We start from the raw sequence: 14892 nt of genomic DNA, 5'->3' as shown, positions 1-14892 counted from the left end.
GGAGGCCGGACGCATCCGGCACCCCCATCCTCGGACATCACGGGCAAGTTGTATACGATATTCGGTTATCCGGTTCAGGGCGCGATCATGCCCGCCGACAGGTCGATGTCGGCCCCGCACATGCCGGGGATCTGGAGCATCGCGACGAGGCCCGCGCCGACCTCGTCCTCCTCCACCAGCCGGTCCAGGGCGGCCCGGGAGACGAACGCGCGCTCGGCCTCCTCGATCGTCCCGCCCGTCGCGGCGGCCTCGAACCGGAAGTTCCGGGCCATCCGCTCGCCGCGCACCGGACCGGGCGACAGCGCGTTGACACGGACGCCCTGCGGCCCCGCCTCGAACGCCAGGGTCCGGGTCAGACCGAGCACCGCCATCTTGCTCGCCGCGTAAGGCGTGCGGCGGATGAGCGGGCGCTTGCCGGTGACGGACGCGATGTTCACCACGTCGCCGTCGCCGCGCGCGTACATCGGGGGAAGGAACGCCCGGCACATCAGGTAGATGCTGCGGACGTTCGCGCCGAACACCTCGTCCCACTCCGCGGGCAGGATCTCGGTGATCGGCGCGACGGGCCCGCCGATCCCGGCGTTGTTGACGAGGATCGAGACGTCCTCGTCGGCGAGTTCCGCGCGCAGCGCCTCGACGGCCGCGAAGTCGGACACGTCGCAGGAGGCCGTGCGGAGCCCGAGGCCCAGCACGGTGAACTCCGCCTCGACGGCCGCGAGTTTGCCCGGATCCCGGCCTACCGCGACGACCCGGCAGCCCGCCTGCGCGAGATGCCTTGCCATGACCCGGCCGAGGCCGCTACCGCCGCCCGTCACGAGCGCCGTACGGCCCGTGAGAGCCGGGATCACGCCCGCGTCCCGGGGAGCTCGATCCCGATCTCGCGCAGCCACGCAGGGGTGCCGTCGTAGCGGGCGGCCCGGATGTCGCCGGAGCGGGCGTGGCCCTCGAACAGCTCGACGCGGGAGGCCCGGCCGCACACCCGCCCGAGTTCCGCGCTGGTCTCGGGGTCGCGCACCTCCTGGTACGTCACGGTCTTGAGGTACTTCCCGACCCAGAGGCCGCCGGTGTAGCGGGCCGCGTGCCGCGTCGGCAGGACGTGATTGGTGCCGATGACCTTGTCGCCGTAGGACACGCAGGTGCCTTCACCGAGGAAGAGCGCGCCGTAGTTCCGCATCTCGGTGAGCGCGCGGCGCGGCTCGGCGGTCAGCACCTGGACGTGCTCGGAGGCGAAGGAGTCGGCGATCTTCCACGCCTCGGCGAGGTCGGCGGCGACGATCACCTGCCCGTGGTCCCGCCACGCGGGCAGCGCGTAGTCCTTGGTCGGCATGCCCGGCAGGATCCGCTCGACGAGACCGATGACCTCGCGGCCGAGCCGCTCGGAGGTGGTGACGAGCACGGCCGGCGAGTCGGGCCCGTGCTCGGCCTGGCTGAGCAGGTCCACCGCGACCGTGACGGGGTCGGCGGTCTCGTCGGCGACGATGAGGATCTCGGTGGGGCCCGCGATGAGGTCGATGCCGACCTCGCCGAAGAGCTGCCGCTTGGCTTCCGCGACGTAGGCGTTGCCCGGCCCGGCGATGAGGTCGACCCGGCCGATGGTCTCGGTGCCGAGCGCGAGCGCCGCGACGGCCTGGATTCCGCCGAGCAGGTAGATCTCGTCGGCCCCGGCGAGGTGCATCGCCGCGACGGTCTCCTTGGGGATCTCGCCGCGGATCGGCGGGGTGCAGGCCGCGACCCGCTCGACCCCCGCGACCTTCGCCGTCACGACCGTCATGTGCGCGGAGGCGACCAGCGGGTACCGCCCGCCGGGCACGTAGGCGCCCGCCGCCGAGATGGGCACGTTCTTGTGGCCGAGGACCACCCCGGGCAGCGTCTCGATCTCGACGTCGTGCAGCGCCGCCCGCTGCGCCTCGGCGAACCTCCGCACCTGCGCCTGCACGAAGGTGATGTCCTCGATGACCTGCGGCTCCACCGTCGCGACGATCTCCGCGATCCGCTCGGCCGACAGCCGGAACGCCTCCGGCGACCACCCGTCGAACTTCTCCGAGTACCGCCGCACCGCCGCGTCCCCGTTCTCCCGGACGTCCGCGACGACCTCCGCGACCGCGTCCCGCACCCGGCCCGCTCCGCCGCCGGAAGCCGTCCCGCCGCCCCCCGCCCCCTTCAGCTCCACACCCATGCCGCATCCTCCCCACCCGCCGACTTGTTCCGCTACGGGAAAAGCCGTTTCCATTTATCCCGCCCGTAGCTTCCTTCGCCCACGCGCGCACTGTCAAGACGCGCCGGGGGCCGCGTCGGCGGCGCGGGTGAGGCGGGCGGCGAGGGCGCGGAGGACGGGGACCAGATCGGGAGGGTCGAGGACCTCGAAGTCGACGCCCTTGGCCGCGACGTGGACGGCGAACTCGGTGAGGGAGGTCGAGCCGGCGTGGAAGACGCAGGTGGCGTCGTCCAGGGCTTCCAGGCGGCCCGCCGAGGGGGAGGTGAGCCGGGCCATCTCGACGAGGGGGGCGTGGAAGAGGACGCTCGCCCGGAAGGGGTAGGGCGCGGCGCTGATCGCGTCGGTGACGTAGGCCGCCGGGTCCTCGCGCGGCAGAGGGCGGGCGGTGAAGCGGGGGCCGCGCCGCGGCGGGCCGGGCTCGATCCGATCCGCCCGAAAGGTCCGCCAGTCGGCCCGTCCGGTGTCCCACGCGACGAGGTACCAGCGCCGCGCGGTGTGCGCGAGCCGGTACGGCTCCACGTCCCGTTCCGTCGCCTCTTCGCCCGCGCGTACCGTCGCCGCCCTGCCCATTCGATAGGTGAACCGGATCCTTACGCGATCCCGGCAGGCCGCCGCGAGTTCGGCCAGGAGGTCGGCGGAGACGGCGTCGGCCGGGACCGCGCCGAGGGGGAGGGCGGCCGCCTCGAAGGCCGTCACCCGGTGGCGCAGGCGGGCGGGGAGGACCTGGCGCAGCTTCGTGAGGGCGCGCAAGGCCGCCTCCTCGACGCCCGAGACCGAGCCCGTGGCGGCCGTGCGGAGGCTGATCGCGGCGGCGACCGCCTCTTCGTCGTCGAGCAGGAGCGGCGGGAGGGAGGCGCCCGAGCCGAGCCGGTAGCCGCCCGCGGCGCCCGGGGTCGCCTCGACCGGGTAGCCGAGGTCGCGCAGCCGCTGGATGTCGCGGCGCAGGGTCCGCAGCCCTATGCCGAGCCGTTCGGCCAGCCGGGTGCCGGTCCAGTCGGCGCGCGACTGAAGGAGGGACAGCAGGCGGAGCAGACGGCTCGCGGTGTCGGCCATGCCCACATGATGACGTGGAATCAGTGCCGGGATCTGGCACCTATCGCGACTAGCTTTCCCGGCATGCCACACGAAGACGGGTTCTTCACCCCTTTCCACCTCGACGTCCCGCAGCGCGACCTCGACGATCTCGCCGAGCGGCTGCGCCGCACCCGCTGGGCTCCCGACGTGCCGGGCACCGGCTGGGAACGTGGCGTGCCGACCTCCTACCTGCGCGGCCTCGCGGAGTACTGGGCCGACGGCTTCGACTGGCGCGAGCAGGAGGCCGAGCTGAACGCGCTGCCGCAGTTCACCGCGTCGGTCGACGGCACCCGCCTGCACTTCCTGCACGTCCGCTCCGCCGAGCCGGACGCGACGCCGCTGCTCCTGCTGCACGGCTGGCCCTGCTCGGTCGTGGACTTCCTCGACCTCGTCGGCCCGCTCACCGACCCCGTCGCGCACGGCGGCGCGGCCGGGGACGCGTTCCACCTCGTCATCCCCTCGCTGCCCGGCTACGGGTTCTCCGGCCCGCCGCCCGGCCCCGGCTGGACCGACGGCAGGGCCGCCGCCGCGCTCGCCGAGCTGATGGCCCGGCTCGGCTACGACTCCTACGGGGTGCAGGGAGGCGACGTCGGCGCGTTCCTCGCCCCGCTCGTCGCCCGCGCCGCGCCCGGCGCGGTGCGCGGGGTGCACGTGAACGCGCTCGTCACCTTCCCCACCGGAGACCCCGCGGTCATGGCCGCGCTCACCGAGGACGAGCGCGGGAGGCTCGCCCGGATGAAGACCTGGCAGGAGGACCAGGGCGCCTACATGCAGCTCCAGGGCACCCGCCCGCAGACGCTCGCGGCGCTGCTGCACGACAGCCCCGCCGGGTGGCTCGCATGGATCGTCGAGCGCTTCAAGGAGTGGACGGACCCGGCCGCCGAACTTCCCGAGGACGCGGTCCCGCGCGACCGGATCCTCGCCAACGCCGCCGTCTACTGGCTCACCGGCACGGCGGGCCCGGCCGCGCACACCTACTTCGAGCGGTTCCATGACCCGGCGATGTGGGCGCTCAAGGCCCCGGGCACCACCCCGACGGCGGTCGCGGTCTTCCCGACGGACCTCTCGATCCGCCCGTTCGCCGAGGCCGTCCACCGGGTCGTCCGCTGGACGGAGTTCCCGCGCGGCGGGCACTTCGCGGCCCTGGAGACGCCGGGCCCGCTCGTCGCCGATCTGCGGGAGTTCTTCCGGTCCCTGCGCTGACCCGGGCACCCCACGGCCTCGGGGTTCCCGGCCTGCTCGCGCGACGCGTCAGCCGGCGGGGAGGATCCGCAGGTCGTGGGCCGCCTCGGGGGCGAGGAAGGCGAGCAGCCGTGCGCCCTCCTCCAACAGCGCGGTGCGGGCCTCGGCGTCGAGCGCGCCGAAGGGCTCGATCGCGAGGGTCGCCGTGGCGCCGGAGCGCTCGACCCGCCACAGGCCCGCGACGAACCCGTCGACGAGGATCGACGCGCGGATGATCCCGTTGACGGTGAAGACGCGGGCGCGGTGGTGGTCGGGCATGATCCGGGTGCGGTCGGCATGGGAGAGCAGGATGTTGTCGAACTCGGGCAGGAAGCGCACGGGGGCCGGGGCTTCGGCGTCGGGCGGCGCCAGGTCGGCGAGGTCGTACAGCTCCTCGCCGCTCTCCGCGCGGTAGCGGCGCAGCCGGGGGCCGAGGCGGGTGAAGGCGGCCTTGAGCCGGGTCAGGCCGGACCACTTCTGCATGTCCTTGACGCTCGCCGGGCCGAACGCGGCGAGGTAGCGCAGCACGTGGCCGTCCGGCGAGGGCGCCGGGTCGAGGCCGCGGCCGAGCCACGCCTCCGCGGTCAGGTGCGCGGCGGGCCCGCTGCGCCCCCACAGCCCGCGCGGCGGGACCTGCACGAGCGGGACGAGGTTCCGGACGGTCTGGGCCAGCGCGTTCGGGTCGTGGTCGGGCCAGCGCCGGCCCAGCAGCTTGCCGAGTTCGGCGAAGGTCAGCGCGGTCTCCCCCGCCAGCCGGGCGCCCTCCGCGGCCAGCTCGGCGAGGTCGACGCCGGGCAGCCGCCCTCCGAACTGCCCCTTGACGGTGCGCGCGAGCGACTCGGCGAGGAGCGCCCGCAGTTCGAGGCAGTCCGCCGCGGTCACCAGGTGCAGGGTGGAGCGCATGAGCGCGATCCGGACCGCCTTGCGCGCGACGAGCAGCGCGGAGAGGTCGTCGGCGGCGAAGCCCTCGAGCCGCGTCCACAGTCCGAGGTAGGGCGGATCGACCGCCTGGGACTGGAGCCCCAGCAGATGGGCGAGCGCGGCCTCGGCGGGCAGCTCGGCCCGGCGCAGCAGGAGCTGGCGGTCGAGGAGGGCCCGGTTCAGCGCCCGCGTCGTCAGCACGTCCATAGAGACCGCGACTCTACCCGGGCCGACCCGAACCGGGGCGGACTTTCCGCGCGCTCCCCTGGTGCCACATCTCGTATTCAATATATTTTAATAGATGAGACTGCGGTCTCCATGGAAGGAGCGAGCGTGCTGCGACAACCCGCGTCGATGCCCGGCGCCGTACGGACGGTCCTGGAGTTCCCCTACACGCGCACGACGGGAGGTGCGATCGGCGCGTTCCTCACCGGGGCCCGCGACGGCCGCCTGCTGGCCGGACGGGTGGGCGGACGGACCGTCGTGCCGCCCCCCGAATACGATCCGGCCACCGGGGCGCCCGCCGACGCAGAGCTCGTCGAGGTCGGACCCGGCGGGACCGTCACCGCGTGGACCTGGGTCCGGCAGCCGACGGCGAGCCACCCGTTCGACCGTCCCTTCGGCTTCGCGCTCATCCTCCTCGACGGCGCGGACACCCCGTTCGCGCACGCCGTCGACGCCGGGAGCCCCGAGCGGATGACCACGGGCATGCGGGTGATCGCGCGCTTCGCCCCCGAGCGCGTCGGGGCGGTGACCGACTTCCACTTCGTCCCCGAGGCGGATGGACCCGGCGAGCCCGTCACGCCGGCGGAGGGCGCCGAGCCCGTCACGATGACGACCCACCTCATCTCGCTGGAGTACGCCGAGCCGCTGTACCCGCACCGGGAGCGGTTCCTGGCCGGGCTGCTGCGCGGCGAGGTCGTCGGGCAGCGCTCCCCGGTCAGCGGCAAGGTGTACGTGCCGGGCCGCGGCTACGACCAGCTGGAGCGGGTCCCGATGGGCGAGCCCGAGGACGTGGTCGTCGCGGCGGCGGGGGCGGTCAGCTCCTTCACCGAGATCACGCCGGTCGCCTACCACGGGCAGAAGGAGACCGAGCCGTACATCCGCGCCTCGGTCCTGCTCGACGGCAGCGACTCGCCCATCACCGGCGTCGACATCCGGACCATCCCGCTCGCGGAGTTCCGCGTCGGGCTGCGCCTGCGCGCGGTCTGGCGGCCCGTGGACGAAAGGGACCTCTCCGGGTTCGACAACCGGTCCACCGGCGGCTGGGAGGGCGTCTTCGCCCGCTGGGAGCCCACCGGCGAGCCCGACGCCGACGCCCGCGCACTCGAGGAGCACGCGTTTTGACCAGCCAGCGCCCGGTCGCGATCGTCGCGACCGCAGCCACCCCCGTCCACTCCGCCTACGCCGGGCCCGAAGCCGGGCTCGTCATGTCCTGCGTCAACGACCTGCTCGCCGCGACGGGCCTGACCCGCGAGGAGCTGGCGTTCACCATCGCGGGAAGCTGCGACTACCTCGGCGGCACGCCCTTCTCGTTCGTCATGAACCTCGACGGGGTCGGCGCCTGGCCGCCCGTCTACGAGAGCCACGTCGAGATGGACGGCGCCTGGGCGCTGTTCGAGGCATGGCTCAGGCTCCAGGTCGGCGACGTCGACACCGCGCTCGTCATCGGCTCGGGCAAGTCCTCGTCCGGGGACCAGCGCAGGGTCTTCGCCCTCCAGACCGACCCTTACACGATGGCCCCGCTCGGCCTGGACCCCGTCTCTCTCGCCGGGATCCAAGCGCGCGCGCTCCTGGACGCGGGCCTTGCGACCGAGGCGGACTTCGCGGCCACCGCCGCGCGCTCCGGCGCGGGATCCCTGGACGCCCTCCTGGCCGCCCCGTACGTCAGCGACCCTCTGCGCGCCCACGACGTCGCCGTGCCCGGCGACGGGGCCGCCGCGCTCGTGCTCGTCGCGGGCGACCGGGTCAGGGAACTGACCGACACCCCCGTGTGGATCACCGGCATGGACCACCGGATCGAGTCCCGGCTGCCGGGCCTGCGCGACCTCACCGACTCGCCGTCCACCCGGGCCGCCGCGGCGGGCGCGGGCGCGGACTCCGGGCCGCTCGACCTCGCGGAGCTGATGGTCGTGCACACCCCCGAGGAGACGATCCTGCGCAACGCGCTCGGGCTGAAGGCGGAGACCGCCGTGAACCCCTCGGGCGGGCCGCTCGCGGGCCATCCCGTCATGGCGACGGGCCTGGCCCGGGTCGTCGAGGTGGCCCGGCGGATCGCGGCCGGAGAGGCCGGGCGCGGCCTCGCGCACGCGTCCAGCGGACCGTGCCTTCAGCAGAACCTCGTCGCCGTCCTGGAAGGAGACCGCTGATGGGCCGCCGCTGCGCCGTCGTCGGGATCGGGCAGACCGATTACCGCCGCCGCCTTGAGGTCAGTTTGGAGGGCCTCGTACGTTGGGCGGCCCTGGAGGCGTTGGAAGACGCCGGGCTCACCTTCGCCGACATCGACGCCGTCGTCCTCGGCAAGGCGCCCGACCTCCTCGAAGGCGTCATGATGCCGGAGCTGACGCTCGCCGACGCGCTCGGGGCCGTCGGCAAGCCGATCCACCGGGTGCACACCGCGGGGTCCGTCGGGGCGGCCACCGCGATCAGCGGCGCGACGCTGATCGAGTCCGGCCGGTACGAGCGGGTGCTGGTCGTCGCCTACGAGAAGCAGTCCGAGGGGAACGCGACCTGGGCGCTGTCGGGCGGCAAGTCCGGCGGGCAGGGCGCGGGAGGCACGTTCGCGCCCTGGATCCGCAGCTACATCCGACGGTCCGGCGCACCCGAGCACATCGGCTGGAAGGTCGCGGTGAAGGACCGGCGGAACGCGCTGCGCAACCCGCACGCCCACCTCCGCATCCCGGACATCTCCGAGGACAAGGTGCGCGAGTCGCCCATGCTGTGGGAACCGCTGCACTTCCTGGAGTCCTGCCCGTCGTCCGACGGGGCCGCCGCCGTCGTCCTGGCCTCCGAGGACGCCGCGCGCAAGGGGCCTTCCCGTCCCGCCTGGGTCGTCGCGCACGCCAAGCGCAGCGAGTTCGCCTCCTTCCCCGGCCGTGACCCGGTGCGGCCGCAGGCCGGGGTGGACTGCGCGGAAGCCCTGTACCGCAAGGCCGGGATCACCGATCCGCTGCGGCAGATCGACTGCGCCGAGCTGTACGTGCCGTTCTCCTGGTACGAGCCGATGTGGCTGGAAGGCCATCTGCTGGCCTCCCCCGGCGAGGGCTGGAAGCTCACCGACAGCGGCGCGACGGAGCTCGGCGGCTCCTTCCCGGTGAACCCGTCGGGCGGCGTGCTGTCGTCCAACCCGATCGGCGCGTCCGGGCTCGTCCGCTGCCTGGAGGCGGCGCGGCAGGTCCGCGGGACGGCCGGGGAGCACCAGGTCGACGGCGCGAAGGTCGCGCTCGGGCACGCCTACGGAGGGGCCGCCCAGTACTTCGCCATGTGGATCGTCAGCGCGGACCCCGACCCGGACTTCACCTGACGCGCCCCTTGACCCCGGGCGCCGCGCGGTGCGATGTTCGACCGGTTCCGTCCGTTCTCACCACCCCACCCACCCCACGGACGAGCGGCGGCGCGCGGCGCCGTCTGGAGTTGACTTGAGCGCACCCTCCGCAGGTCCCCACGCCGCGGCCGCCGGGATCGGCGACCTGTTCACCGCGGTCCTGTCCGCGGAACCCGACCTCGCCGCGCTCGTCCAGGGCGCGGACACGCTGACGTACCGGGCCTGGTGGGCCGAGGCGGGCGCGGCGGCCGGGCACCTGGCAGCACGCCGGGTCCGGGCCGGCGACATCGTGGCGCTGCTGCTGCCGTCCGGGCGGGCGTTCGCCGTCTGGTACCTCGCGGCGCTGCGGCTCGGCGCGGTCGTCTCGGCGGTGAACCCACGGCTCGGGCCGACCGAGACCGCGCACATCCTCGCCGCCTCCCGGCCGGTCCTCACCGTCACCGACGAGCCGGCCCGCGTCCCGGAAGGCCCCGTGCTCGACACCGCCCGCACCCCCCTCGACGGCTCGGGTGAAGGCCCCGTGCACACCGCGGGCGGCACCGATCCCGCCGTCATCGTCTGGACGACGGGCACGACCGGCCTGCCCAAGGGCGCCTGGTTCGACCACCGGACGCTCCGGTTCATCGGCGGCCACCTCGGCCCGCTCAGCGTCCCCTATGACCGGAAGCTGTTCCCGATCCCGTTCGCCCATTCCGGCTATGTGACCCGCCTGTACGACCAGCTCGCGCACCGCTCCGCGCTGATCCTCACCGAGCCCGTCTGGCAGGCCGCGGACATGCTGGAGACGCTGCAACGCGAGCGGGTGACGCTCGGGCAGGGCGTGCCGACGCAATGGGAGAAGCTGGTCGCCCTTCCGGAGCTCGAATCCGCCGACCTCTCGGCGCTGCGTCTTGTCGCGACGGGCGCGAGCCGGGTCTCCCCCGAGCTGGTGCGGCGCCTGCGGGAGCGGCTGCCCTGCCCGGTCGTCATCCGGTACGCGAGCACGGAGGTCCCCCTGGCGTTCGGCACCTCGCCGGACGACCCGGCCGAACTCGTCGCCAGGAGCGTCGGACGGGCGCTGGGCGGCGCGGAGGTGCAGGTGCGCGGCGCGGACGGGGAGGCGCTGCCGACCGGGGAGGTCGGCAGGGTCCATCTGCGCTCCCGGGCCGCGATGCGCGGCTACTGGCGGGACGCCGCCAAGACCGCGGAGGCCATCGGCCAGGACGGCTGGCTGGCCTCCAGCGACCTCGGCACGCTCGACGGCGAAGGCAACCTCGCGATCGTCGGCCGCGCGGACGACGCGTACATCCGGGGCGGCTACAACGTCTACCCCTCGGAGGTGGAGGCGGCGCTCGCGGCCCACCCTGGGGTGGACCGCGTGGCGGTCGTCGGAGCGCCCGCACCCGTCATCGGCGAGGTCGGCGTCGCCTTCGTCGTCGCCGCGGACCCCGCGCTGAGCGAGGGCGCGCTGAAGGAGTGGTGCCGCGCGCGGATCGCCGACTACAAGTGCCCGGACGCCGTGGTGTTCGTCCCGGACCTCCCGGTGAACGCCACCTTCAAGGTGGACGTCACCGAGCTGCGGCGGCGCGCGGCCGGCCTCATCGGCGGTACTCCTCCAGGAGGCGGCGGCCGATGATCATCTTCTGGACCTCGGCGGTGCCCTCACCGATCAGCAGCATCGGCGCCTCCCGGTACAGCCGCTCGATCTCGGTCTCCTTCGAATACGCGAAACCGCCGTGGATGCGGAAGGAGTCCTCCACGACCTCCTTGCAGTACTCACCCGCGAGGTACTTGGCCATCCCCGCCTCCAGGTCGTTGCGCTCACCGCCGTCCTTGCGGCGCGCGGCCATCACCATCATCTGGTGCGCCGCCTCGACCTTCACCGCCATCTCCGCCAGCTTGAACTGGATCGCCTGGTGCTCCGCGATCGGCTTGCCGAACGTCTCACGCTGCTGCGCGTAATCGATCGCCAGCTCGAACGCCCGCCTGCCCATCCCGCACGCACGCGCCGCAACGTTCACGCGGCCGACCTCGACACCGTCCATCATCTGGTGGAAACCGCGCCCGTTCTTCCCACCGAGGACCTGGTCGGCGCCGATCCGGAAGCCGTCGAAGACCAGCTCTGTCGTGTCGACGCCCTTGTAGCCCATCTTGTCGATCTTGCCCGGGATCGTCATACCGGGCGCGACCTCACCGAAACCGGGGGTCTTCTCGACGAGGAAGGTCGTCATGTTCCGGTAGACCGAGTCCGCACCCTCGTCGGTCACGACGAGAACGGCGACGAGGCTGGAGGTGCCGCCGTTGGTCAGCCAGTACTTCTGGCCCGTGATCACGTACTCGTCGCCGTCGCGCACGGCCCTGGTCTTGATCGCCGACACGTCCGACCCGCAGTGCGGCTCCGACATCGAGAACGCACCCCGCAACTCACCCGCGGCCAGACGCGGCAGATAGTTCCGCTTCTGCTCCTCGGTCCCGTGCTTCAACACCAGGTGCGACACGATGAAGTGCGTGTTGATGATGCCCGACACGCTCATCCACCCGCGCGCGATCTCCTCCACCGCCAGCGCATACGTCAGCAGCGACTCGCCGAGGCCGCCGTACTCCTCCGGGATCATCAACCCGAAGATCCCCAGCTCCCGCATCCCCGCGACGATCTTCTCCGGATACTCGTCCGCGTGCTCCAGCTCCGTCGCCACCGGCATGATCTCGCGCTCGGTGAACTCCCGCACCGCGGCCAGAATCTCCCGCTGCTGCTCCGTCAGCCCCTCGGTCCGGGCCAGTCTGCTGCTCATCTCGCTCCTCACGCGATCCCGGCCGCCAGTTCTTCGGCGAGCGCGGCGGCCGTCCCGAACGCGGTCTCCTGCACCCAAGCGCGCTTGACGTACAGGTGCGCCAGGACCTCCCAAGTGAACCCCATGCCCCCGTGGACCTGGACGCCGGTACGCCCGTTTCCCGATGCGGCGGCGTCGGCCAGCAGTTTCGCGGTCGCGGCGGCCTCCGCCGGGTCGCCGGAGCCCGGATCGTCGACGGTCAGGGCGGCGACCAGCACGGCCGGACGGGCCAGGTCGACCCGCACGAGCGCCTCGGCGAGCAGGTGCTTGACCGACTGGAACGAGCCGATCACCCGGTCGAACTGGATCCGCTCCCCCGCATACCGGACGGCCAGGTCCAGCGCGCCCTGGGCCACGCCGACCTGGAGGGCCGCGGTGAGGATCCGGCCGGTCCTGCGCAGCCGGGCGGCGTCGGCGGCGTCACCGATCGGGCGGGCTCCTTCGAGGACGACCTTCGCGGGGGCGACGGGCGTCAGCGGGTCGAGCGGGTGGGCCGCGGGCCGCCCTGCGACGTCCGCGGGCGCGAGGAGGAAGACCCCCGCGTCGTCCAGGATCAGGACGTCGGTGGCCGCCTCGGGGTGCTCCAGGACCCGGGCGGGCTCCGCGGTGTCGAGGACGGAGACGATCGCGTCGCCGTCGGCCGCGCCGGGGACGAGGCCCCCGGCGAGGAGGGTCCCGACAAGAGGGCCCGGCACGAGCGCGCGGCCGAGTTCCTCGAAGACCAGGACGGCTTCGGCGAGCCCCAGGCCCATGCCCCCCTCGTCCTCCGGAAGGGTCAGGCCGAGGACGCCGAGGTCGGCGAGCGCCTTCCACGCCTTCCGGTCGAAGGGCGGCGCGGGCACGGCGGCGGCGGCGCGCAGGCGCTCGGCGTCCCAGGCGTCGCCGAGCCATGCGCGCAGCCCGGCGCGCAGGTCCTTCTGGTCGGCCGAGGGCATCAGGTCCATCGGGGCTCCTTGGGCAGGCCGAGGACGCGCTCGGCGAGGATGTTCTTCTGGATCTGCGACGTGCCCGCGGCGATCGTGAACGCGAGCGTGTTCACCCGGTCCTCCACGACGTGGCCGCCCGGCCCGCTCATCGCCAGCGACGCCCGGCCGAGCACATGCGCGGCCAGATCGCCGATGCGCTGGCGGTTCTCGGTGAACTTCAGCTTGAAGACCGACGCGCCCTGCACCGGGATCATCCCGGCCGACGCCTCGGAGACGTTCTTGCGGATGAGCGACCACAGGCCGGACACCTCGGCGGCCAGCACGCCGACGTCACGGCGCAGCGCCCCGTCGTCCCACAGGGTGCCACCGCCCGGCGCGGGCGTGGCGCGGGCCGTCGCGACGGTCTCGGCCAGCAGGTTGCGCGACTCGACCACGTCGGAGATGAAGGCGGTGCCGCGCTCGAACGAGAACGTCACCATGGCGACCCGCCAGCCGTCGTTCTCCGCGCCGACCCGGTTGGCGACGGGGACCCGCACGTCGTCCAGGATCAGCTCGCTGAACTCGCTGCTGCCGACCGCGGTGCGCAGCGGCCGGACGGTGACGCCGGGGGCGTCCATCGGCAGGATCAGCCAGGTGATGCCCTTGTGCCGGGGCGCGTCCGGATCGGTCCGCACGAGCAGTTCGCAGTAGTCGGCGACCTCGGCGTGCGAGGTCCACACCTTGCGGCCGTTGATCACGTACTCCTCACCCTCGCGGACCGCGACCGTGCGCAGCGAGGCCAGGTCCGAGCCCGCATCCGGCTCGGAGAAGCCCTGGCACCACACCTCGTCACCACGCAGGATGCCCTTCAGATGCGCCGCCCGCTGCTCCTCCGTCCCCTCCACGATCAGGGTCGGCCCGGCGTGCAGCAGCCCCACGAAGTTCGCACCCACATACGGGGCGCGTGCCTTCGCCGTCTCCTCCAGGAAGATCAGCTGCTCGGTGGGCGACGCCCCGAGGCCGCCGTGTCCGGAGGGCCAGTCCACGCCCGCGTAACCCGCGTCGAACAGCAGCCGCTGCCACGCGGTGTCGTAGGCACGTCGCGCGGGCCAGTCATCACGGTCGGGCTTGGGGGGCAGGGTCGGAAGGGTCGCGTCCAGCCAGGACCGCAAACGATCCCGGAAGGCCGCTTCCGCAGGGGTGAGGCGCAGGTCCACGCGAGGCTCCTGGGGGTGGGGGGTGCCGACTCTAGAACGTGCCTACCAGCCGCGGAAGTGCGGCTGCCGGCGCTCCAGGAAGGCGCGCAGGCCCTCCTGTCCGTCCTCACTGCTCATGTTGACCTCGACGGACATGGCCTCCTCGCCGAACGCGGTCGCCCTGTCCGCGTCGAGCGCCCGGTTGACGAGGCGCTTGCCGAGGCCGAGCGCGACGGTGGGCCCGGCCGCGAGGCGGGCGGCCCATTCGGCGGCGGTCTCGGCCAGTTCACCGGCGGGCGTGATCCGGTTGACGAGGCCGAGCCGGTGCGCGTCGGCGGCGGGCAGATCGTCGCCGAAGAAGATCAGCTCCTTGGCGCGCTGCGGGCCGACGAGGCGCGTCAACAGGTAGGCGCCGCCGCCGTCCACGACGAGGCCGCGCCGCACGAACAGCTCGATGAACTTGGCGTTGTCGGCCGCCAGGACGAGGTCGCAGGCGTAGGCGAGGTGGCAGCCGATCCCGGCCGCGGTGCCGTTGACCGCGGCGATGACGGGCTTGTCGCAGTCGAGCACGGCCGAGATCAGCCGCTGGGCGCCACCCGCGATCGTCCGGGTGATCGAGCCCGCGGGCTGGTCCGGCAGGCCCTCGGGGCGGTCCGCGGCGGGGGCCGCGGCGCCGGAGAGGTCCGCGCCGGTGCAGAAGTGCCTGGTGCCCGCGCCGGTGAGCACGATCGCGCGCACCCGGGCGTCACCGCTCGCCGCGCTGAGCCGGGCGATGATCTCCTCGCGCTGCGCCCCGCTGATGGAGTTGCCCGCCTTGGGCCGGTTGAGGGTCAGCCAGGCGACGCCGTCCGCGCCGAGTTCCCAGAGCAGCTCAGGCTCTGCCGCCGAGTCGGCCACGTGGCCACCGCCTTTCTCCGGCGCGCACCGCGCCATGAATCCAATGCTTTATAAAGTATACAATCACACGCGTCCGGGGAACCCGGCCCCGGCCCGAGGAGGACGACGC

The 14892-nt window shown here is 73.4% G+C and carries 13 protein-coding genes; 5 read left to right on the top strand and 8 right to left on the bottom strand.

Annotated elements, in window-relative coordinates; all coding sequences use genetic code 11:
• Positions 1–74: 74 nt before the first annotated feature.
• The 3 genes from EDD29_RS12735 to EDD29_RS12725 all read right to left on the bottom strand — a co-directional run bounded on the left by EDD29_RS12735 (position 75) and on the right by EDD29_RS12725 (position 3268).
• Positions 75–848, bottom strand: coding sequence for an SDR family NAD(P)-dependent oxidoreductase (locus EDD29_RS12735; RefSeq protein ID WP_123664604.1), 774 nt, complete (start codon positions 846–848; stop codon positions 75–77).
• The gene (gene hisD / locus EDD29_RS12730; protein ID WP_123664603.1) at positions 845–2176 is read right to left on the bottom strand and encodes a histidinol dehydrogenase; all 1332 of its coding nucleotides are present in this window, start codon (positions 2174–2176) and stop codon (positions 845–847) included. The genes EDD29_RS12735 and hisD overlap by 4 nt, the downstream gene beginning before the upstream one ends.
• Positions 2177–2269: 93 nt before the next feature.
• Positions 2270–3268, bottom strand: coding sequence for a helix-turn-helix transcriptional regulator (locus tag EDD29_RS12725; RefSeq protein ID WP_123664602.1), 999 nt, complete (start codon positions 3266–3268; stop codon positions 2270–2272).
• Positions 3269–3331: 63 nt separating this feature from the next.
• On the opposite strand from EDD29_RS12725, the gene EDD29_RS12720 reads away from it, so the two are divergent.
• Positions 3332–4492: an epoxide hydrolase family protein gene (locus EDD29_RS12720; protein WP_123664601.1), complete on the top strand. Its 1161-nt coding sequence runs from the start codon at positions 3332–3334 to the stop codon at positions 4490–4492.
• A gap of 48 nt (positions 4493–4540) precedes the next feature.
• Here the strand turns inward: EDD29_RS12720 and EDD29_RS12715 are convergent, their stop codons facing one another.
• A complete protein-coding gene (locus EDD29_RS12715) occupies positions 4541–5638 on the bottom strand; it encodes a winged helix DNA-binding domain-containing protein (protein ID WP_123664600.1) in 1098 nt (365 codons plus the stop codon).
• A gap of 126 nt (positions 5639–5764) precedes the next feature.
• Here EDD29_RS12715 and EDD29_RS12710 point away from each other — a divergent pair, with 126 nt between their 5' ends.
• The 4 genes from EDD29_RS12710 to EDD29_RS12695 all read left to right on the top strand — a co-directional run bounded on the left by EDD29_RS12710 (position 5765) and on the right by EDD29_RS12695 (position 10590).
• A complete protein-coding gene (locus EDD29_RS12710) occupies positions 5765–6778 on the top strand; it encodes an OB-fold domain-containing protein (RefSeq protein ID WP_148085943.1) in 1014 nt (337 codons plus the stop codon).
• Positions 6775–7800: a lipid-transfer protein gene (locus EDD29_RS12705; protein ID WP_123664598.1), complete on the top strand. Its 1026-nt coding sequence runs from the start codon at positions 6775–6777 to the stop codon at positions 7798–7800. Before EDD29_RS12710 ends, EDD29_RS12705 begins: the two co-directional genes overlap by 4 nt.
• Positions 7800–8954: a thiolase domain-containing protein gene (locus tag EDD29_RS12700; RefSeq protein WP_123664597.1), complete on the top strand. Its 1155-nt coding sequence runs from the start codon at positions 7800–7802 to the stop codon at positions 8952–8954. Before EDD29_RS12705 ends, EDD29_RS12700 begins: the two co-directional genes overlap by 1 nt.
• A gap of 115 nt (positions 8955–9069) precedes the next feature.
• Positions 9070–10590 carry a class I adenylate-forming enzyme family protein gene (locus EDD29_RS12695; protein WP_170201381.1) on the top strand — a complete coding sequence of 507 codons (1521 nt, stop codon included), beginning with the start codon at positions 9070–9072 and terminating at the stop codon, positions 10588–10590.
• On the opposite strand, the gene EDD29_RS12690 is transcribed toward EDD29_RS12695, so the two are convergent.
• From EDD29_RS12690 to EDD29_RS12675, 4 genes are read right to left on the bottom strand one after another with little or no spacing between them, the layout of a single operon-like run.
• Positions 10553–11746 carry an acyl-CoA dehydrogenase family protein gene (locus EDD29_RS12690; protein WP_123664595.1) on the bottom strand — a complete coding sequence of 398 codons (1194 nt, stop codon included), beginning with the start codon at positions 11744–11746 and terminating at the stop codon, positions 10553–10555. The two genes, EDD29_RS12695 and EDD29_RS12690, sit on opposite strands and share 38 nt — an antisense overlap.
• Before the next feature lie 8 nt (positions 11747–11754).
• Positions 11755–12729, bottom strand: coding sequence for an acyl-CoA dehydrogenase family protein (locus EDD29_RS12685; protein WP_123664594.1), 975 nt, complete (start codon positions 12727–12729; stop codon positions 11755–11757).
• Positions 12720–13907: an acyl-CoA dehydrogenase family protein gene (locus EDD29_RS12680; protein ID WP_123664593.1), complete on the bottom strand. Its 1188-nt coding sequence runs from the start codon at positions 13905–13907 to the stop codon at positions 12720–12722. The genes EDD29_RS12685 and EDD29_RS12680 overlap by 10 nt, the downstream gene beginning before the upstream one ends.
• 42 nt (positions 13908–13949) lie before the next feature.
• Complete coding sequence (locus tag EDD29_RS12675; protein WP_211359677.1) at positions 13950–14783, bottom strand: enoyl-CoA hydratase/isomerase family protein; 834 nt, start codon at positions 14781–14783, stop codon at positions 13950–13952.
• Positions 14784–14892: the final 109 nt, after the last annotated feature.

Source organism: Actinocorallia herbida (genome assembly GCF_003751225.1).
Taxonomy (GTDB): domain Bacteria; phylum Actinomycetota; class Actinomycetes; order Streptosporangiales; family Streptosporangiaceae; genus Actinocorallia; species Actinocorallia herbida.
Note: the sequence above shows the minus strand (reverse complement) of the source record. Positions and strands in the feature narration are given on the sequence as shown.